The following is a 19,071-nucleotide window of genomic DNA, read 5'->3' as shown; positions in this document are numbered from 1 at the left end:
CGGCGCCTGACCTGCGCCTGACCTGTGCCTGACCGGCGGGGCCCCGGGGCCGCCCACCCCGCCGCTGCCCCTCCGGTGGCGGCAGGCCCCCCGGGGGGTCACCATCGGAGATCAGGGAAAACCGACTGCGATCGGGAATGCCCAGAGCAGCAGGGACAGCCGGATCGGCCGGCGCGACCGAGGCGAGAGGGGGCCCGTGGACGCCCAGAACGACGACCCGTTGAACATCGCGGTGATCGGACCTTCGCGGTTCCCCATCCGGGAGCCGTACGCCGGTGGCCTCGAGGTGGTGGTGGCCAAGGAGGTGCAGGCCCTGCGCAAGCGTGGGCACAGCGTGACGCTGTTCGCCGCCGCCGGCAGCGAGGGCCACGACCCGAGGTTCCAGTTCACCTCGATGACCGGCGTGTCCGGTTTCGGGGACAGCTTCTACCCGCCGGGCGGCTACGAGGCCGACGCCGGCGAGTTCGACCGGTTGATGGACCACCTGGTCGGTTCCGGGTTCGACGTGGTCCTCAACCACAGCCTGAGCCACGTCCCCCTGATCCGCGCCGCGGACCTGCACGCCCGCATGATCACCACCTTGCACTGCCCGCGGCTCGGCCCGATGCAGGACGCCTTCGACCTGCTCGGCGAGGCGACGGGACAGGTCCAGGCCGTCAGTCGCTCGGTGCTCAGCTCGTGGCGGGTGCCCCAGGGTGCGGAGGTGGTCCCCAACGGAGTGGACACGCGGATCTGGCGGCCACGCGCCACGGCAGCGGCCCCGCCGCGCGCGGTGTGGTGCGGGCGCATAGTGCCGGAGAAGGCGCCGCACCTGGCGGTCGACGCCGCCCTGAGTGCCGGGATGACGCTCGACCTTGCCGGCCGGATCGGCGATGAACACTACATGCGTAGAGTGCTCGCCCCTCGCCTGCGTGACGCGGCGAGCGCGGTCCGCTATCACGGTGCACTCGGGCGCGACGCGCTGGTCCCGCTCGTCGCGGGAGCCTCGGTGGCCCTGGTGACCCCGTGCTGGGAGGAGCCCTTCGGGCTGACCGCCGTCGAGGCGCTGGCCTGCGGAACCCCGGTGGTCGCGCTCGCCCGCGGCGGGATCCGCGAGATCCTCAGCGGGCAGCCCGGCGTGGTGCTGGTCGACCCGGGCCGAGATCCGGCCTCCGCCCTGTCCGCGGCCATCCCCGCGGCTCTGACCCTCGACCGGGTGGCCACAGCGCGCGCCGCCGCCGCCGCCTTCTCCCACGAGCGGCGGATCGACCGTGTCGAAGCGCAGTTGAGAGGGCTTCCGGTCGGAGCCGCCCCGTGATCGGGGTGTACGCGCACCATCACGGGAACGGACACCTCCAGCGTGCGTTCGCCGTGGCCGCCGCCATGGACGATGAGGTCACCATCCTGACCTCCGCAGACGTCGGGGACGGCGTGAACCCGGATCCCGCTCGCATCCGGATCCTGCCGCTGCCCCTGGACCACGACGGACCTGGAGCCGTGGCCGGGACCATCGACCACGTCCTCGAACCGACCGCCGGTGGTCGCCTGCACTGGGCGCCGCTGGGCCAACCGGGCCTGCGGCAGCGGACGGCGATGCTGACCGGATGGATCGACACCCACCGGCCGACCGTGATGTGGACCGACATCTCGGTCGAGGTCACTCTGGCCGCCCGCCTGACCGGCACGCCCGTGGTCTCCACCGTGCTCCCCGGCCGACGCGACGACGCCCCGCACGCACTGGCACATGCCGTGTGCTCGGCGCTGGTCGCCGGCTGGCCTCGCTCGGCGGGGGCGCCCGTGCCGGCCGGGGCCGCCGATCCGCTGATCCCGGTGGGCGGGGTCTCGAGGTTCGCCGGCCGCCACCCGGTTCCGGCGGACAGAGGCCACGGTCGACCTCGCGTACTGCACCTGCGGGGCAGCGGGGGAGAAGGCCGTGACCATCGGTGGGACGCCGTCCGCGAGGAACTCGGCGAGGTGGAGTGGGTGGAACTCGGCGGGCCCGGTGGTCGCTGGATCTCCGACCCGTGGGCCGAGCTGTGCCGGGCCGACGTGGTGATCAGCGCGGCCGGTCAGAGCTCGGTGGCCGACCTCGCCGCCGCCGACGCCCACGTGGTCGCGGTGCCCGAGGAGCGGCCCTTCGCCGAGCAGGACGACACCGCCGCGAAGCTCGAGGGTCTCGGCCACGGAGCCGTCGTCGGTCGTGACTCCTCCGTCGAGGACCGCATCAGCGCGGTACGTCGGACTCTCGAACGGTCGCGGTCGACGCCGGGTGCGGGCTCGGGCCTGCGGGAGGCATGGGAGATCGACGGCGCGGCCGAGCGGTTGGCGGCGGTGCTGGAGACGGTGTCGTCGGACCCGGGAGTCCGTGCACGATGACATTCGATCCCTCACCGTCGTCGGTTGCCGTGGTGACCGTGTGCACCCCGGCGCGGGCCGGGCACCTGCGGTCACAGCGCCGGGCATTGACCGCGCACCTGCCGGGCGCCCACCACGTGGTGGTGCTGCCCGAACGGCCCGGTAGTGCGCAACTGGCGGCCGAACTCGCCGCGGACGGTGCGGACCCACTGGAGGTGCCGGCGGGACGGGACCTGCCGGTGGCCCGCTGCCGGAACACGGGAGGGGACCGGGCGGTGGAGGCCGGCGCCGACCTGGTCATCTTCCTGGACGTGGACTGCATACCCGGCCCGGAGCTGGGCTCACGGTACGCGGAGCTGCCGCCCGACTCGGTGGGGATGGGCCCGGTCACCTACCTGCCGGAAGGCGCCGGCGCACCGGACCCCGCCGAACTGGCTGCCCTCACCGACCCGCACGCGGCGCGGCCATTCCCCGAGCAGGGCCTCCGGCGACTCGAGGCCGACGAGTTCGGGATGTTCTGGTCGCTGTCCTTCGCCCTGCGCGCCGACCTCTGGAAGCGCCTCCGCACGGACTTTGGCGCGTTCGACGAGCAGTACACGGGATACGGCGCGGAGGACACCGACTTCGGTCGCCGACTGCTGTACCGGAGGGTCCCGGTGGTGCTGGTGGCGGGCGCCCACGCCTATCACCGGTGGCATCCGGTGTCCGATCCGCCGGTGGAACACCTGGAGGACCTGCTGCGCAACGGCGCACACTACGCCGAGCGCTGGGGGGAGTGGCCTGCTCCGGGCTGGTTCGACCAGTTCGAGCGGATGGGGCTGGTCCGGCGCCTCGGCGACGGGTGGGAGGCCGTCCCCGCACGCCGGAACGCTGAGGACGGCCGCCCCGGAAACGAGGGCTGAACCCGATGAGAAGAGCGTTCCGCACGCATCGCCCGAGACGCGGGTGTACGGAGCTCTTCTCGATGGGCGGCGGGGCGGGGCGAGCGCCGGGCGGGTAGGTGCGACCTCAGCCCAGGAACGCCTGGTCCGAGAGGGTGGCGCCCTTGATCTTGGTGAACTCGCGCAGCAGATCCTGCACGGTGAGTGAGGACTTTGTCGCGGCGTCCGCCTCGTAGACGATCTGCCCCTCGTGCATCATGATCAGCCGATTGCCCAGCCGGATCGCCTGCTCCATGTTGTGCGTGACCATGAGCGTGGTGAGCCCGCCGGTGTCGACGATCCGCTGGGTGAGCGTGGTGACCAGCTCGGCGCGCTGCGGGTCGAGCGCCGCGGTGTGCTCGTCGAGCAACATGATCCGCGGTTGGGTGAACCCGGCCATGAGCAGTGAGAGCGCCTGTCGCTGACCGCCCGAGAGCAGCCCGACCTTGGCGGTGAGCCGGTCCTCGAGTCCCAGCTCGAGCATGGAGAGCTGCTCGACGAACTGCACCCGACGCTTCTTCCCGAGGCCCGGCCCCAGCCCCCGCCGCCGCCCTCGCAGGAACGCGAGCGACAGGTTCTCCTCGATGGTGAGGTTGGGCGCGGTCCCGGCCAGGGGGTCCTGGAAGACGCGGCCGACGTACTTCGCGCGCCGGTGGTCGGGTAGCCGGGTGACGTTCTTCCCGTCGATCTCGATACTGCCGCCATCGGCGATCAGGCGCCCGGACACGGCGTTGAGCAGAGTTGACTTCCCGGCGCCGTTGGAGCCGATCACGGTGACGAAGTCGCCCTCGGCCAACGTGAGGCTGAGCTGGTGGAGTGCCCTGCGCTCGTTGACGGTGCCCGGGAAGAAGGTCTTGGACACATCGTTGACGGTCAGCATCGTCACGTCTCCTTGGAGCCGGTCGCGGCGGCGTCGGCCGATTCGGGGTCGGTGTCGACGGCGGTCCCGGTGCCCGCCAGCGCACGCTCGTTGGCGGCGACCGGGGTGGTGGGTGTGCGGCCGAACCGCCCGCCTATGGTTCTCCACCTGGGCACGAGTAGCGCGATCACGACGAGAATGGCCGTGATGGCCTTCATGTCGTTGGGGTTCAGACCCACCTCCAGGGCCGCGAAGATGATGAGGCGGTAGAGCACCGCGCCCACGATCACGGCGAACACGGCGAAGAAGAGCCTGCGCTGGCCGAGGATCGCCTGACCCAGGATCACCGAGGCCAGGCCCACCAGGATGAGCCCGACGCCCATGGAGATGTCCGCGAAGCCCTGGTACTGGGCCACCAGTGCGCCGCACATCCCCACCAGCCCGTTGGACAGGGCCAGGGTGAGGGTCTTGGTGAAGTCGGTGGAGACGCCGAACGAGGAGATCATCGGGCCGTTGTCCCCCGTCGCACGGATGGACAGGCCGAGGTTGGTGGTGAGGAACCAGACGACGACGAGGCCGAGCAGCGCCACGGCCGCGGCCAGAATGGCGACGCTCGCCTCCGTGCCCAGGATCCCGGCCTCGCGCATGGGGGTGAAGGCCGTGGTCTGGCGGAGGAGCGGCACGTTGGCGCCGTCCATGATGCGCAGGTTGACCGACCACAGCGCGATCATGGTGAGGATGCCCGCGAGGAGGCCGTCGATCTTGCCCTTGGTGTGCAACAGGCCGGTGACCACTCCGGCGAGGAACCCGGTGACGAAACCCGCGAGGGTCGCGAGCACCGGGTTCCAGCCGGCGAGTATTGCCATCGCCGCGGTGGCGGCGCCGGTGGTGAAGCTGCCGTCGACAGTCAGGTCCGGGAAGTTGAGCACCCGGAAGGTCAGAAAGACCCCGAGTGCCATGACCCCGTAGATGAGGCCTAACTCGACGGCCCCGATCACTTGCGCTCGGCCTCGGCGAGGACGTCCTCGGGGATGGTGACGCCCTGACGCTCGGCGGCGGCCTCGTTGACCACGTAGGTGAACTCGGTCGCGGTCTCGACCGGCATGGTGGCCGGGTCCTCGCCGTCGCGCAGGATGCGCAGCGCCATCTCGCCGGTCTGGCGACCCAGCTCGGTGTAGTCGATACCCAGCGTGGCGACGGCGCCGCCCTCGACGGTGCCCTCCTCCGCGGCGATCACGGGGATCTGCTTGGTCTCGGCGACCTGGACGAGAGAGGCGATACCGGAGACGACCATGTTGTCGGTCGGGACGTAGATCGCGTCGACGTCGCCGAGCGCCTCGACGGCCTGCTGGATCTCGTTGACCGTGGTGACGGTCTGGGTGACGATCTCCAGGTCGAGCGGGCCGGCGGCCTCCTCGGCCTGGTCCACCTGGACCTGCGAGTTGACCTCACCGGAGGCGTAGACGATGCCGACGCGCTCGGCGCCGGGGACGATCTCCTTGAGCAGTTCGAGCTGCTCGTCGATCGGCGCGGCGTCCGAGGTGCCGGTGACGTTGGCGCCCGGCGCCTCCATCGAGTCGACGAGCTCGGCCGAGACCGGGTCCGTGACCGCGGTGAACAGCAGCGGGATGTTGATGATGTTCTGGGCCATCGCCTGGGCGGCCGGGGTCGCCACCGCCAGGGTGAGGTCCAGATCGTCCGCGGCGAACTGCTGGGCGATGGTCAGGGCGGTGGCCTGCTCGCCGTTGGCGTTCTGCTCGTTGAACTCCACCTCGACGCCGGCGTCGGAGAAGGCCTCCTTGAAGCCCGCGGTGGCCGCGTCGAGCGCGGGGTGCTGGACGAGCTGATTGATGCCGATCGAGTAGGACTCGGCGCCGCCGTCGGCGGCGTCATCGTCGGAACCGCCGGTGCAGCCTGCGAGGACGAGCGCCGAGGTGGCCACCAGTCCGGTGAAGAGCGTCGCGCGTGAGAATGCCATGTGCCATGCCTTGTCTACGGTCACGGGTGAGCGTGAGGGGCCGGATGCGTTAACAGTGCTGGCACATGAGGGTACCGGGTCACCCCGACCGCGTAACCCGGGACTCACCTGACAGGTTGCTGATCCGGCTCCGATTCCGCCAGCTCGCGTTTCCAGGTGCGGAAACCCTCCTCGGTGCGGCCCCGCCGCCAGTATCCGGAGATCGAGGCCCGACCGGCGGGGACACCGCGCTCGGAGCGCAGGAAGGGGCGGAGGTGCTTCATCACGGTCTCCGCCTCACCGTGCACGAACACCTGGACGTCACCGTCCGGCCACGGCATCTCCCGCACCGCGGTGACGAGCGGGGCGTCGCCGTCGATCACGCCGTGGCCGACATCGGCCGAGGAGGCGCCGCGGTGCAGCCAGGTGATCTGCACACCCGCCGGAGCGGTGAGAGCCACCTCGTCGTCGTCGTCCCACACCTCCAGGAACACCGCCCCCACGGAGTCCGACGGCAGGGACTCCAGGGCGGCGGAGATCGCGGGGACCGCGGTCTCGTCCCCGGCGAGGAGGTGGAAGTCGGCCTCGGGGTCGGGCCGGTAACCCCCGCCCGGTCCGCGGACGGCGACATCGGTCCCCGGGGTGACGGTCTGAGCCCAGGGTCCGGCGACGCCCTGGTCGCCGTGGACGACGAAGTCGATCCAGATCTCCCGCGCCGCCGGGTCGACCCGGCGCACGGTGTAGGTGCGCACCACGGGGCCGTCCTCGGAGGGGATCTCGAGCTTGACGTAGCTGTCGGTCTCGGAACGGGGGGCGAAGGTGTCGAATCCCGTGCCTCCGAGGACGACCCGCACCATGTGGGCGCTCACGGTCTCGGACCGGAGCACGGTGAGGGTGGTCGGGGTGGGGTTCTTGCGTTCGCGTGCCACGAGGGTCTCCTTTAGTTAGGTAACCCTATCCTGCCAGTCCGGGCCGCGAGCGGCGCGATGCCGGGGTCAGGACGCGCGGAGGAACTCCATGGGGGCCGACACCTCGAAGTGCGCGGTGACCTCCCCGACCAGTCCCCCCTCGAGGCCGGTGTCGGCCACGAGGTCGAGCTTGCGGACCGGCGCGCCCTCGGAGAAGTCGAGGTGCCCGAGCCGGACCCACACGATGTTGGGTCGCCCGGTGTTCTCGAAGACGTACACACCGTCGACGTGGTCGGTGATGGTCCGCCACAGGGTGGTGGAGGCGTTCGGCTGGTCCGGATCCGGCATGCGGAACGGTTGCGACGCGTTGCGCATCACGCTCAGCAACTCCGCGACGGCCCCCGTCCGATCTGCGGGAGCCGGGAGTCGGTCCAGGTAGAAGGCCGCGCGGGCGAACCGCTCGTCGGCGTCCGTACCGCCGGGAAGCGGGCGGTCACCGCCGAAGCCCTCGATCTCGCGGAGCCGCTCGAGTTGCTCGGCGAACGGCGGCGAATTGGTCATCACCGTGTAGGCCCGGTCATGCCAGATGTGGGGTTCGCCGTCGATGTATTCGATGATCGCCGAGTCGCCGCTGCGGTCGTCGAGCGCCAGGTGGACGGTCACGGTCTGGCCGGTGACCGGATCTCCCGAGGTCCGGATCTGGACCCGGGACTGGCGCATCCAGTCCACGGCCTCGGCGACGGTCGCGAAGTTGTCCAGCATGTACTGCACCCACGCGGAGGCGCTCAACGCCGGACGGTCCGGATCGCGCTCGCCGTACTCGGACTCCGCGAGCCACAGCAGATGCCCGGCCAGGCCCGCCTCGTTGATCCCGTCCGTGCTCGCCACGTCATAGGCGGCGGCCACGACGCTGCCGTACGTCGAGGTCCAGCGCAGCGTGTCATCGACCCCGTTGTCGCGGTCGATCCCCCGGGGAAACGCCCACAGGTTGGTCCGCACATCGACCCCGTAGTCCATGGCGCGGCCGGCCAGGACGAGGTCCTCGCCCGGAGACCAGAGCGTTCTCGTGCACATAGGTTGCCTTCCCGCGCCGTTGACCGAAGATGAAGAAAAAGTAGCACTTCGGGCCCGGAGCGGGTCGCGAACACGGAACGGGTGGACGGGATGGGTCGCGCACACGGAACGGGTGGACGGGATGGGTGGCGAACACGGATTACGACGCGAACGGGCGACTAGAGTCCCATCGCGTTCATCCGGGCCGAGATCCTGGCGTCAGTACTCACCACCGGGGCCTCCTTGTCCACCCAGGAGTCCCCGCCGAAGTACATCTGGAAGATCCTCTCCGCCGTGCGGGTCGCGAGCGCCTGGGTCGCCAGGGTGGGGTTGGGTCCGCCGAGCGAGTTGGCCAGCGCCGAGTTGTCGGCGATGAACAACCGCTTGACCCACCGGGCCTCCGCGTTGGCGTCGAGCACCGAGTTCTGGTCGGACTCGCCCATCCGCATCGAGGAGTGCACGTGCAGCAGTAGCGGAGCCCAGTCGAGTCGGTAGACCTTCTTGGCTCCGGCGGCGCGCATGATCTCGGCCGCGCGGTGGACCATGAACTCCCGGTTTTCGAGAGTGCGGCGCGTGCGGTGTCGGAGGGACACGTCGATCTTTGCCGGTGCCCCGTTCTCATCGGCGGGAAAGAGCGACGGGGTGATGCGGTTGCCCGGTTCCACGTGGTCGTCGGTGATGACCAGGAAGTTGAGCAGGTTGTCGATCCCGCCCATCATCAGGTCCTTGAGCTCGTTGCCCACCAGGCGGCCTGCCGGTCCGTCCCAGGGGCCGGTGAATCCGCGGCCGTTGTTGTAGAAGCCACGGGCGCCCGAGTCGGAGAGGGAGAGTGCGAATGCCTGGATCGCCGGGCCCAGCCCGACGTTCTCGATTCCGCCGCGACCGGGGAAGTCCATTCGTGCTGAGGAGTTCGCGCCCTTGGAGTTGCCCGTGTACTCGTCGAAGCTGCCCACCACCCAGTCGAAGAAGTGGTCGGTGTGCCCACGGCCGACCCAGTCGTTGGGATTGGGGAGGCCGCTGTTGAACCACAGTCGCGGGCTCTCGGTGGCGCCGCCGGCGAGGACGACGACCCGTGCGTCCTCGGAGAAGATCTCCCCGGTGGTGTTGTTGCGCCACGTCACCCCCCGGGCCACCGTGTGTGCGCCCTCCTGCTCGTGGCGGATCGACTGCACGAAGCTGTCCGCGATCAACTCGAAGGCCCGACCACCGGGGCGGATCGCGTCGGCGGACAGGCCGAGCGGGACGTAGCTGTTGTCGGTCGAGCGTTTGGCGAACTGGTTCCGCGGCGCCTGCCTGGGCAGGTAGCACCCCTGGAAGCAGTGGCCGCAGAAGGTGCATCCGGTGGCCTGCGGGTAGGCGAGCAGGTCGGAACGGTCGGTCGTGCCGGCGGTGCCTCCGGGTTGGAGGATCGCGTTCTGCTGAGGCCGAAAGGCGTTCCGAGTGATGTTCCTGGAAGTCTGGAGGGGTAGACCGTAGCTCTCGCAACCCCGGAAGGTCAGCGCCTCCTTGGTCCCCATCGCGGCGGTCTCGACGGGGAGTGTGGCCTCGACCCATTCGAGGTAGGGCACGAACTCGTCGTAGGTGAACGGGAAGAGGTGGCCGGTGTCGTATTCGGCCGCGTCGGCCCCGGCGTAGCCGCGGAAGACGCCGGGCATGGGGCGCGGGCTGTTGCCGTAGTAGTGCTGGGTGGTGCCGCCCACCCCGGACAGCTGCCAGGTGAACAGGTTGGTGGTCCATTCGCGGAACCACGCCGGCTTTGAGCGGTCCTCGGGGCCGAAGCGGAGGAAACCGTTGTTCGGGTTGTTGGCGTCGTTCTCCGCGTGGGACCACTGGTTCTCCGGATCGGCCTGGCGGGGGCCGCCCTCCAGTACGAGGACGTCCAGCCCGCGTCCCGCCAGTTCCGCGGCGACCACCGGGCCGCCGCCTCCTGCGCCGATGACGATGACGTCACGCATCCGCCGGCACCTCCGTTCGATTCTGGTAGTAGCCGATGAACTCGTCGTGACCGTCGACCAGGCCGTTCGGTCGGTACCCGGTGAGGTCCCAGGGGACCGGACGTGGGTCGACCGTCCTGGTCGCGGGGTTGTAGTTGTTCTGCTCCGAATACACGCCGAAGGCGGTCCCCTCGAGGAGGATGCCGCCGGCGAAGCGGAGGAATCCCGATGCGGACCCGCGCAGCGGGACCGGCAACGCTCCGTCGATGATCGAGACGAGCTGCGGTACCGGCCCCTCGATCCCCTCGAGGACGCGGAGTTTGTCGGTCAGGGAGAGTCGTGAGAACGGGGAGCCCAGCGGTCCGACGATCGATTGTGGGGCGGCGAGCAACGCGCCCGTGTTGAGCAGGAGCGCCACGGGGAGGGAGAGCGGGAGCACCCGATCGCTGTAGACGTAACCGAGCACCTGGTCGATCCGGCGGCCGTCGGGCTCGCTCAGTCCCAGGAAGGGCGCCGTCTGGATCCCCATGTCGGAGAGTGCCTGGGCTATCCCCAGGGCGAGCGGGCGGGCGAGTTGGTCGCCCATGCCCAGGTAGTTGTCGAAGAGGTCCTTCATGAACTCGCCGCCACCGCCCTCGATGGGACCGGGGTCGGTACGTGGGGTGCCCTGTTGCCGTGACCACTCGTCCGGGCCGGGCATGACCATCACGCACAGGCCCCGCATCGTGTCGAGGGAGAACGCCTCGACCGCGTCGAGGACGGCGCTGCCGGTTTGCGCGTTCGCGCGACCCACCGGTCCCAGCGAGTTACCCAGGGTTCCCGGCAGGGCGACGCCCGCGCCGACGAAAGTTCCGAATAGCGACGCCCGTGCGAGGAACGCCCTCCGGTTGAAGTGGTCCACGGTCAGGCCTTTCCTTAGGGGAGGAAAGCAACCGAAACTGTGTGATTTTGATCATGCTACCGCAACGAGAGGCTTTTCTTATCCTTCGTTGTGGTGTATGTCGGCCCGTCCGGTGTACGGCAGCAGGCTCGAGGCGTCGCCGAGGTCGTCGCGGCCGATCACCCCCAGACTGCCGTCCTGTTGGAGGATCACCGCGGCCACCTGTTCGAGGGATCCCTTCCCGGATTGCCGGGCGGCGGTGTGGACATCCTCCTCGAGGAGGCGGTGGCTCCGCAGGGCCCGGTCCTGGATCCGCCCCTGGTAGTAGAGGAGAACCGGGGGGTTGTCGAGCAGTGCCCGCACCCGCCTCGACTTGGCGCGAGCGGCCGCGAAGACCCACTGGATCCCCACCAGGAGGGCCAGCACGAGCACCGTCTGGGCCAGGGGGACGGAGGTGGCGGTGAGCGTACGGCCGAAGGCTGACCCGATGGTCACGGCGACGATGAAGTCCAGAGGGGTCATCTTGGCCATCGTCCGTGGGCCGGATACGCGGAGGATCAATACGAGGGCGATGAAGCCGCAGACGACCATGACAGCGGAGTGGACGACCGGCTCCCAGCCGTCCCAGATCAATGTGGAGTCCATGCCGCGCATCGTGCGCGCACCTCGGTGAGAGGGCAACCGGCCCCGGCCGAGCACCCTCGACTGCAACGGCTTCGACGGCAACGCCTTCGACAACAACGCCTTCGACGGCAACGCCTCGACGCCAACGCCTTAGACGACGGCGCCTTAGACGACAACGGCCTCGACCGCACGGCCGGAGCCGCGCGGTCGAGGCGGAGGACCGGCCGGTGTCACACCGGACCGGTGTCAGGCCATGCTGACGGCGACCGGTGTGGTCGGCCGGAGCGGGCAGCGCTCCTTGAACCCGAGCATGCAGATCGCCGCGGCTGTGGCCAGGACCGCGACCGTGCCCAGGATGATCGGTGCGGCCGGGAAGGGCAGTTCCTGGGACAGGACGAAGGCGCCCATGAGCAGGACGAAGTATCCGAAACCCTTCCGCAGCGCCTTTTCCGGCACCACGGAGGTGAGCCGGACGCCCACCAGCGAACCGAGGATCGCGGCCGCGGTGACCGCGGCGACGAGCGGCCAGTCCAGGCTGACCGAGGTCAGGTAACCACCCAGCCCGGCGAACGACTTCATGGAGATCACGAGCAGCGAGGTGCCGACCGCGGCGGCCATCGGTAGGCCGGCCAGGAGCACGAGGGCCGGGACCACGAGGAATCCGCCGCCGGCACCCACCAATCCTGTCGCGGCGCCCACCACGAGCCCGTCCAGCAGGATCCGCCACAACGGGTGCTGATGTGTCTGGCTCTCGCCGTCGCGGTCCTTGCGTCCCCGGATCATCGCGCCCGCGGTGGCGATCATCATCACGGCGAAGGCGATCATCAGGAAGGTGCCGGGGATGCGGCCGCCGGCCAGGCCGCCGAGGAACGCGCCGACCATCCCGGCCGCACCGAAGATCAACCCCGTCCGCCACCGGACCCTGCCCTTTCGGGCGTGCCCCACGAGGCTGGCCAGCGAGGTGGCACCGACCACGAACAGGGAGGTCGCGATCGCCTCCTTGGGGTCGAGACCGCCGACGTAGGTCAGCAGCGGGACGACCAGGATGGAACCGCCCCCGCCGAGCAGGCCCAGGGACAGCCCGACCAGGACGGCCAGTGCCACGACGATGATCATGGTGATCTCCATGAGGGTGCCTCTCTCCGGCGGGGGAGCCGGTGTGGGGAATGGGGTGGGTCAGGAGCGGTCGGGGAGCGAGTCCAGGACGGTGCCGAGTTCCGGTTCGGAGGCCGAGCGGTTCCACGGCATCCTGGACAGCGCCGCCGCCATGGCGCAGGAATTGCTCGCGGCCGAGTAGGTCAACCCGGCGCCGATCGCGCCGGCGAGGTAGACGAACTTGGGTGAGACCACCTTCGTGGCGGTGACGCCCGCCAGGACCAGCGACCCCGCGGCCATGCGGACCTGGCGGTCCATGGCCCAGGGGCCGCGTCCGCGGACGACCTCGCCGCCTGCCGACTCGAACGCGGCGATGCCACCGTCGAGCACCGTGACCGAGTCGGGGTGGATCCCGACGGCTTCGAGGCGCTCGTTGGCCTGGCGTGCCCGGTTCCCCGACTGGCAGATGAGGACGACCTGACCCGGTAGGCGGGAGGCGAACTCCTCACCGTGCTCAGCCAGGAGCGGGAGGGGGACGTTGTAGGAGCCGCGGATGTGGACCGAGGAGTACTCGACCGGTGACCGCACGTCGATGACGGTGGGTGGGACGTCGCCGTCCATCGCCTCGCGCAGGTCGGCGGGGGAGATGGTGGGCGCGGTGGTGAGGGTGGAGAGCATGGGTGTGGGGAGGACTTCCTTGTTGATGACAGGGGGACTTGTGACGGCGGGTCGCCGCCGAACCGGGGGCCGGACGGGTGATCCGGCCCCCGGCGTTGGTGGGTCAGGCGTTGGTGGGTCGGTGGTTGGGGGGGTCTGGCGTCGGCGGCCCTGGTCAGACGGTCGCGAGGTGTCGCTCGGACCAGGCGGCGTAGCTGCCCTCGAGCTCGACCACGCGGTAGCCGGCGCGGCGCAGCGCACTGGCCGCGACCGAGTTGCGGACGCCGCTCTGGCAGTACGTCACGATCGGCCCGTCGGCCGGGAGCCGGTCGAGGTTCCACAGCACCCGGCCGCCACTGAGCTGCTCGGATCCCGGGACGTGACCGTCGGCGTGCTCGGTCTTGTTGCGCACGTCCAGGACCATCGCGGCGTCGAAGGAGCCGAGCTCGTCGGGCCGGATCATCTCGGGAGTCGTCATGGGCAGACCCTCGAAGGTGGTCGTGTAGCCGGTGACCGTGTCGATGCCGACCCGCAACAGGTGATCGCGCAGCGTCTCGGCCATCTCGGTGTCCTCGGCCAGGACCACCAGGGGCGTGTCCTCGCGCTCGGGGTCGTAGACCCAGGCGCCGAACGAGGCGGCCTTGTCGATGCCGGGGACGTTGAGCGCCCCGGGCACCGTGCCGGCGTGGACCTGGTCCTGGTCGCGGGTGTCGACGACGACGACCTGACCTGACTCGAGCGCGTCGGCGAGCTCGGCCGTGTCGTACTCGCGTAGCGGGGCCAGCGGGCCGAGCACGGCCGGGCCGTCCCGGTTCTGCCGCTTCATGCGTCCGAAGTAGGCGTGTGCGTCGGGCTGGCCCTCGAGCAGCTCGGAGACGAAGCCCTGTTCGTCGTCCCGCTCGAGGTATGCGCCCCACCAGGCGTAGCGGCGTTCGTAGCCGACGCTGGTCGACGGCAGCGCGCCCAGGGCCTTGCCGCAGGCGCTACCCGAGCCGTGGCCGGGGAAGACCTGGACGTGGTCCGGCAGTGTGAGGAAGGACTTCTTCAGGCTGCGGAAGATGTCCTTGGCGCCTTCGAAACGGGTGTCGATCCCGCCGGCCGCCTCGTCGAGCAGGTCCGGTCGGCCGAGGTCTCCGGAGAAGACGAAGTCGCCGGTCAGCATGTACCCGGGGGTATCGGCGAAGGCGCCGTCGGTGATCAGGAAGGACAGGTGCTCCGGGGTGTGGCCCGGCGTGTGCACCGCCTCGACGGTGATGTTGCCCAGCGTGAGCCGGTCACCGTGGTGCAGCCGCTCGGCCTCGAAGCCGTACTGCCAGTCGTCGCCGCCCTCGCCGGAGACGTAGGCCCGCGCGCCCGTGGCCTCGGCCAGCTCGCGGGTGCCCGAGAGGTAGTCGGCGTGGATATGGGTCTCGGTCACGGCGGTGATGGTCATCCCGTGCTGCGCGGCCAGGTCGAGGTACTGGCGGATGTCGCGACGGGCGTCGACCACGACGGCCTCGCCCTTGGCCTGGCAGCCGATGAAGTAACCGGCCTGGGCCAGGTCCTCGTCGTAGATGCGTTCGAGAAGCATGGGGCTCTCCTTGTCGATCGGGGTTCCCTGCGGTGGGTCTGACACGACAGTACATACCCCGGGGGGTATGCGCAAGACACTGTGGGGGGTATCTGGACGGGACGGTTCTCCGCTCGGTGGGTCGCGGAGGGGGTGGCGTGCGCCACATCTAGTTGCACTGGCTGTGCAATGGTGCAGTTGTCGTGCAAAACTTCGGGGGTTCGCTAACCGCACCTACGCACCAGGAGCCAGCGCATGGCGTCATTCCTCTACCGCATCGGGCGGTCCGCCTATCTGTTCAGATGGCGGTTCATCGCAGCCTGGATGCTGCTGATCGTCGGCGTCGGCACCGCTGCGGCCACGTTGTCCCAGCAGACCAGCACCACCTTCTCGATCCCGGGTCTGGAGTCGATCGAGACCCAGGAGGAGATGCAGGAGAGATTCGCCGGGGCCGGGAACCAGCTCGACGCCCCGACGGGGACCGTCGTCATCCGGGCTCCGGAGGGCAGCACCCTCACCGACCCGGCGGTGACTGAGGACGTCGATTCCTTCCTCGCCGAGGTGCGGGAGCTGGACTTCCTCACGGCGACCGACACCTTGGTCAACCCGGTGGTCGCGGCCGAGGGCATGACGGAGCAGCTCACCGCGGCCAAGGCCGAGCAGGGAATGCCGCCCGAGCAGATCGAGGCGGACATCGCGGCCCTGAGCCCGCTGAGCGCGGATGAGACGACCGGCACGGTCCAGATCCAGTTCGCCGCCGAGACCACCACGGATGTCCAGGCCGAGGACCGTGAGGCCTTCGCGGACGTCGTCGCCGACCACGACGGCGAACTCACGATCGCGTACTCCGGCAACGCCTTCCAGATGACCGAGATCAGCGCCATCGGCGAACTCATCGGCATCGCGGTCGCCGCCGTGATCCTCATCATCACCTTCGGTTCGCTGATCGCCGCGGGCATGCCGCTGCTCACCGGCGTCATCGGGGTCGGGATCGGCATCGGCGGCATCTTCGCCGCCACCTCGTTCACGGACACGATCAACACCATGACGCCGACCCTGGCGTCGATGATCGGTCTCGCCGTGGGCATCGACTACGCGCTGTTCATCGTCTCCCGCTTCCGGACCGAGCTGGTCAAACACATCGGCGGCAACGATCTCGAGCCGGCGGAGCTGGCCGACAAGTTGAAGGAGATCGATTTCCGTCAACGGGCGCACCTCGCCGGACTCGCGGTCGGCAAGGCCGGCTCGGCCGTCGTCTTCGCAGGCCTGACGGTGTTCATCGCGCTCGCCGCGTTGTCGATCATCAATATCCCGTTCCTCACCGCGATGGCGCTGTCCGCGGCGGCCACGGTCGCGATCGCCGTACTCGTCGCGATCACGTTGCTCCCGGCCATCCTCGGTGCCGTCGGCACCAAGGTCTTCGCCGCGCGCGTCCGGGGTGTCAAGGCTCCGGACCCGGAGGACGAGAAGCCGACGATGGGCCTGCAGTGGGTGCGCCGCATCCGCGCACGCCCGGTGATCTTCGCGACCGCGGGTGTCCTGTTGCTCCTGCTGTTGGCGCTGCCGGCGGTGCAGCTGCGGCTGGCCATGCCGTCCGACGGCACGATGGCCCCGGACACCCCGAACCGCATCGCGTACGACATCACGGACGAGGCGTTCGGCCCCGGCCGCAACGCCCCGATGATCGCGCTCGTCGACACCCTCGCGGTTCCCGAGGAGGAGCGTCCGGCGGCGTGGTCCACCGCCGTCGCGGACATCCAGGCCCTCGACGGGGTCGAGAACGCACAGATCATCGAGACCAACGAGGCGGGCGATGCGGCACAGGTGCTCGTCACGCCCGAGTACGGGGCCACGGACGAGCGGGCCTCGGATGTCCTGGAGGAGATCAGGTCCGGCGCGGCGGGCTTCGAGCAGCAGACCGGGGGGACCTACTCCGTCACCGGTGTCACGCCGATCTACGAGGACATCTCCGAGCGGCTCACCGAGGTCCTGCTGCCGTACGTCGGCATCGTGCTCGCCCTCGCGTTCGTCCTGCTGATGCTGGTATTCCGGTCGATCTGGGTGCCGTTGATCGCCGCGCTGGGCTTCGGCCTGTCGGTGGCGGCGACCTTCGGGCTCACCGTCGCGATCTGGCAGGAGGGATGGGGTGGGATCATCTCCGACCCGCAGCCGATCATCAGCTTCCTGCCGATCATGCTCATCGGTATCGTGTTCGGACTCGCCATGGACTACCAGGTCTTCCTCGTGACGAGGATGCGCGAGGGCTGGGTGCACGGCAAGACCGCACACAATGCGGTCGCCAACGGCTTCAAGCACGGAGCCCGGGTGGTGACCGCCGCCGCGTTGATCATGATCAGCGTCTTCGCCGCCTTCATGACGATCGACGAGCAGTTCATCAAGGTGATGGGCTTCGCGTTGGCGGTCGCCGTGCTCTTCGACGCCTTCGTCGTGCGCATGACGATCATCCCGGCGGTGATGTTCCTCCTCGGTGAGCGGGCCTGGGGCCTGCCGCGCTGGCTGGACCGGATCCTGCCCACCGTCGACGTCGAGGGATCAGCCCTCGAGACCTCCGAGGGGTCCGCGCAGCGTGGGCCGGGCTCCGGCACAGACGGTTCCGGCACAGACGGTTCCGGCACAGAAGACGACGGCTCAGAAGACGACGGCAACGCCGCCGCCGCTGCCGGCACCGACCGCGACGCAGCACTCGTCGGCGGCCGGCACTCGACCGACACCGTCGCCGACCAGTCCCCGGGAGCAGGCAGGCACGAGCTGCGGGGCGACTCAGACGGCGGTGGTACCGGGACCCGGACCGATGACTAATCTCCGGGAGCGGAAGAAGGCCGACACCCGCACGCGCCTCTCGGTGGCCGCGGTCGAACTGCTGGTCGCCGAGGGTGCGGAGGGGGCGACGGTCTCGGCCATCGCGGACCGGGCCGGGGTCTCCACCCGCACGTTCCACAACTACTTCGCCCACCGCGAGGACGCGTTCGTGCACTTCCTCCGCGAGCAGGTCGCCGAATGGGTCCGTCGGGTCGACCAGGCGCCGGCGGGGATGTCGCCGCTCGACGTCCTGCGCTCGATCTTCCGGGAGTCCTACGGCCGCTCTCAGGACGACATCGTCGCGGCGGAGAACCTCCTCGTGGTCGGTGAGCAGGTCGTGCTGCTGATGAACACCGAGGAGCGGCCCTGTGCTGAGAGCATCCTCGATCCGCTGTACGAGGCGGTCTGCCGTCGGGCGCCCCACCTGAGTGCGTTCCGGGTCCGCGTGATCATGGACCTGGGGTTGGCGGCAGGGGCGTCGGTGCTCAGACACCAACCGCCCGCGGGGGCGCCGGGCCAGGACGCGGACCACGACCCGACGGCCTTCCTCGACGAGGCCTTCGACCTCCTCGAACGCGGGACCGGGCGGGAGTTCCGGGGCGGTTCGGACAGGGGCGGTTCCGACTAGGGCTGCCGCGTCGGGGGTGCGATGCGGGTCGGGCCGGAGGCGCCGCAGCTGACCACCTCGCCGTCCGCTCCCGGCCGGGCCCCGTGCTCGCGCAGCCGCGGGAGCAGCCGGTCGAGTGGCGGGTTGTGGTGGCCGAGGTGCACGGCCACGACGTCGGTGTGGTCGTCGACGGCCCCGACGGACCGCAGCGACCGGATCACGCGACCGAATCTCCCCAGTCCGAGATGGGCGTCGGAGATGTCCTCGCGGTCGCCCAGGGTCTCCTCGAGGAACACCGCGTCGAATCCGGCCTCCCGCACGGCCGCGAACCATCCGGCGGGCCACGGGCCGGTGTCGGTCGCCCAGAGAACCCGCACGCCGTCGGGGCCGGTCACGTCGTAGAGCACCGCGTCGCCGTCGTCGAACACCCGGTGTCGGGCGGGCAGGACACGCACGTCATAGCCGCCGACGGCGATCCGGTCCCCGGCCGCGACCGGCACGAATCGCACCGGGTCCCCGGGGCCGACCCAGGGCCTGCACACCTCGAGCGCGCCGGGAGGGCCAACCACCTCGAGCTCGTCGGTCCCCTCGACCCAGGAGCGGGAGAGCAGGGCCTGGGGGCCGAGGTGGTCGGAGTGGGCGTGGGTGATGAGCAGATGTCTGACCCCCGCGAGCGTCCGGCCATGACGTAGCGCGGCACCCGGAACCTCGGGCCCGCAGTCGATCAGCAGCTCGTCGTCGACCAGTGCGGCGGTCTGGCCGCGCACCTCCCCGCGCCGCAAAGCGTCGAGGCAGGAGCCGCAGCGGCAGAACGGGTTGGGCCACCCGTCGGCGGCGCCGGTGCCCAGCAGCACGATCTCCATCAGGCATTCGC

17 protein-coding genes are annotated in these 19,071 nt (G+C 70.1%); 5 read left to right on the top strand and 12 right to left on the bottom strand.

The window, feature by feature from the left end; translation table 11 throughout:
• Window positions 1-196: 196 nt before the first annotated feature.
• Genes A6048_RS16885 through A6048_RS16875 form a run of 3 tightly spaced genes read left to right on the top strand, consistent with a single transcriptional unit; the run spans window position 197 to window position 3,236 of the window.
• Window positions 197-1,297, top strand: coding sequence for a glycosyltransferase (locus tag A6048_RS16885; protein WP_107746985.1), 1,101 nt, complete (start codon window positions 197-199; stop codon window positions 1,295-1,297).
• Window positions 1,294-2,355 carry a glycosyltransferase gene (locus tag A6048_RS16880; protein WP_107746984.1) on the top strand — a complete coding sequence of 354 codons (1,062 nt, stop codon included), beginning with the start codon at window positions 1,294-1,296 and terminating at the stop codon, window positions 2,353-2,355. The genes A6048_RS16885 and A6048_RS16880 overlap by 4 nt, the downstream gene beginning before the upstream one ends.
• Window positions 2,352-3,236: a glycosyltransferase family 2 protein gene (locus A6048_RS16875; RefSeq protein ID WP_107746983.1), complete on the top strand. Its 885-nt coding sequence runs from the start codon at window positions 2,352-2,354 to the stop codon at window positions 3,234-3,236. Before A6048_RS16880 ends, A6048_RS16875 begins: the two co-directional genes overlap by 4 nt.
• 106 nt (window positions 3,237-3,342) lie before the next feature.
• On the opposite strand, the gene A6048_RS16870 is transcribed toward A6048_RS16875, so the two are convergent.
• The 11 genes from A6048_RS16870 to A6048_RS16820 form a co-directional block, all read right to left on the bottom strand.
• The gene (locus A6048_RS16870) at window positions 3,343-4,134 is read right to left on the bottom strand and encodes an ABC transporter ATP-binding protein (protein WP_107746982.1); all 792 of its coding nucleotides are present in this window, start codon (window positions 4,132-4,134) and stop codon (window positions 3,343-3,345) included.
• Between the two features lie 2 nt (window positions 4,135-4,136).
• Entirely contained in the window at window positions 4,137-5,111 is a 975-nt protein-coding gene (locus tag A6048_RS16865; RefSeq protein WP_107746981.1) for an ABC transporter permease, read from the bottom strand.
• Window positions 5,108-6,091: an ABC transporter substrate-binding protein gene (locus A6048_RS16860; RefSeq protein WP_107746980.1), complete on the bottom strand. Its 984-nt coding sequence runs from the start codon at window positions 6,089-6,091 to the stop codon at window positions 5,108-5,110. Before A6048_RS16860 ends, A6048_RS16865 begins: the two co-directional genes overlap by 4 nt.
• A gap of 104 nt (window positions 6,092-6,195) precedes the next feature.
• Window positions 6,196-6,927: a siderophore-interacting protein gene (locus A6048_RS16855; RefSeq protein WP_235027551.1), complete on the bottom strand. Its 732-nt coding sequence runs from the start codon at window positions 6,925-6,927 to the stop codon at window positions 6,196-6,198.
• A 138-nt stretch (window positions 6,928-7,065) separates the two neighbouring features.
• Entirely contained in the window at window positions 7,066-8,052 is a 987-nt protein-coding gene (locus tag A6048_RS16850) for a linear amide C-N hydrolase (protein WP_107746978.1), read from the bottom strand.
• Between the two features lie 158 nt (window positions 8,053-8,210).
• On the bottom strand, window positions 8,211-9,986 hold the full coding sequence (locus A6048_RS16845; RefSeq protein ID WP_107746977.1) for a GMC family oxidoreductase N-terminal domain-containing protein: 1,776 nt from the start codon (window positions 9,984-9,986) through the stop codon (window positions 8,211-8,213).
• Window positions 9,979-10,866: a hypothetical protein gene (locus A6048_RS16840; RefSeq protein ID WP_107746976.1), complete on the bottom strand. Its 888-nt coding sequence runs from the start codon at window positions 10,864-10,866 to the stop codon at window positions 9,979-9,981. The genes A6048_RS16845 and A6048_RS16840 overlap by 8 nt, the downstream gene beginning before the upstream one ends.
• A 78-nt stretch (window positions 10,867-10,944) precedes the next feature.
• Entirely contained in the window at window positions 10,945-11,490 is a 546-nt protein-coding gene (locus A6048_RS16835) for a DUF421 domain-containing protein (RefSeq protein ID WP_107746975.1), read from the bottom strand.
• Window positions 11,491-11,715: 225 nt separating this feature from the next.
• Window positions 11,716-12,597: a sulfite exporter TauE/SafE family protein gene (locus A6048_RS16830; protein WP_107746974.1), complete on the bottom strand. Its 882-nt coding sequence runs from the start codon at window positions 12,595-12,597 to the stop codon at window positions 11,716-11,718.
• 48 nt (window positions 12,598-12,645) lie between these two features.
• A complete protein-coding gene (locus tag A6048_RS16825) occupies window positions 12,646-13,242 on the bottom strand; it encodes a rhodanese-like domain-containing protein (RefSeq protein WP_107746973.1) in 597 nt (198 codons plus the stop codon).
• Window positions 13,243-13,396: 154 nt separating this feature from the next.
• Window positions 13,397-14,791, bottom strand: coding sequence for a rhodanese-like domain-containing protein (locus A6048_RS16820; RefSeq protein WP_107746972.1), 1,395 nt, complete (start codon window positions 14,789-14,791; stop codon window positions 13,397-13,399).
• Window positions 14,792-15,025: 234 nt separating this feature from the next.
• Between A6048_RS16820 and A6048_RS16815 the strand changes: the two genes are divergently transcribed.
• Window positions 15,026-17,590, top strand: coding sequence for an MMPL family transporter (locus A6048_RS16815; protein ID WP_107746971.1), 2,565 nt, complete (start codon window positions 15,026-15,028; stop codon window positions 17,588-17,590).
• Window positions 17,583-18,218 carry a TetR/AcrR family transcriptional regulator gene (locus A6048_RS16810; protein WP_107746970.1) on the top strand — a complete coding sequence of 212 codons (636 nt, stop codon included), beginning with the start codon at window positions 17,583-17,585 and terminating at the stop codon, window positions 18,216-18,218. The genes A6048_RS16815 and A6048_RS16810 overlap by 8 nt, the downstream gene beginning before the upstream one ends.
• Here A6048_RS16810 and A6048_RS16805 read toward each other — a convergent pair.
• Window positions 18,215-19,060 carry an MBL fold metallo-hydrolase gene (locus A6048_RS16805; RefSeq protein ID WP_107746969.1) on the bottom strand — a complete coding sequence of 282 codons (846 nt, stop codon included), beginning with the start codon at window positions 19,058-19,060 and terminating at the stop codon, window positions 18,215-18,217. The genes A6048_RS16810 and A6048_RS16805 overlap by 4 nt on opposite strands.
• Window positions 19,061-19,071 lie beyond the last annotated feature (11 nt).

This window comes from Dietzia psychralcaliphila (assembly GCF_003096095.1).
Lineage (GTDB): Bacteria > Actinomycetota > Actinomycetes > Mycobacteriales > Mycobacteriaceae > Dietzia > Dietzia psychralcaliphila.
The sequence above is the reverse complement of the archived record's forward strand: the minus strand, read 5'-3'. Positions and strand labels throughout refer to the sequence as shown.

Bases quoted from the DNA above. Each gene is read 5' to 3' on its own strand.
- A6048_RS16810 (WP_107746970.1), top strand. From the start codon at position 17,583: ATGACTAATCTCCGGGAGCGGAAGAAGGCCGACACCCGCACGCGCCTC.
- A6048_RS16845 (WP_107746977.1), bottom strand. From the start codon at position 9,986: ATGCGTGACGTCATCGTCATCGGCGCAGGAGGCGGCGGCCCGGTGGTC.
- A6048_RS16875 (WP_107746983.1), top strand. From the start codon at position 2,352: ATGACATTCGATCCCTCACCGTCGTCGGTTGCCGTGGTGACCGTGTGC.
- A6048_RS16825 (WP_107746973.1), bottom strand. From the start codon at position 13,242: ATGCTCTCCACCCTCACCACCGCGCCCACCATCTCCCCCGCCGACCTG.
- A6048_RS16835 (WP_107746975.1), bottom strand. From the start codon at position 11,490: ATGGACTCCACATTGATCTGGGACGGCTGGGAGCCGGTCGTCCACTCC.
- A6048_RS16815 (WP_107746971.1), top strand. From the start codon at position 15,026: ATGGCGTCATTCCTCTACCGCATCGGGCGGTCCGCCTATCTGTTCAGA.
- A6048_RS16805 (WP_107746969.1), bottom strand. From the start codon at position 19,060: ATGGAGATCGTGCTGCTGGGCACCGGCGCCGCCGACGGGTGGCCCAAC.
- A6048_RS16870 (WP_107746982.1), bottom strand. From the start codon at position 4,134: ATGCTGACCGTCAACGATGTGTCCAAGACCTTCTTCCCGGGCACCGTC.
- A6048_RS16860 (WP_107746980.1), bottom strand. From the start codon at position 6,091: ATGGCATTCTCACGCGCGACGCTCTTCACCGGACTGGTGGCCACCTCG.
- A6048_RS16855 (WP_235027551.1), bottom strand. From the start codon at position 6,927: ATGGTGCGGGTCGTCCTCGGAGGCACGGGATTCGACACCTTCGCCCCC.
- A6048_RS16850 (WP_107746978.1), bottom strand. From the start codon at position 8,052: ATGTGCACGAGAACGCTCTGGTCTCCGGGCGAGGACCTCGTCCTGGCC.
- A6048_RS16830 (WP_107746974.1), bottom strand. From the start codon at position 12,597: ATGGAGATCACCATGATCATCGTCGTGGCACTGGCCGTCCTGGTCGGG.
- A6048_RS16820 (WP_107746972.1), bottom strand. From the start codon at position 14,791: ATGCTTCTCGAACGCATCTACGACGAGGACCTGGCCCAGGCCGGTTAC.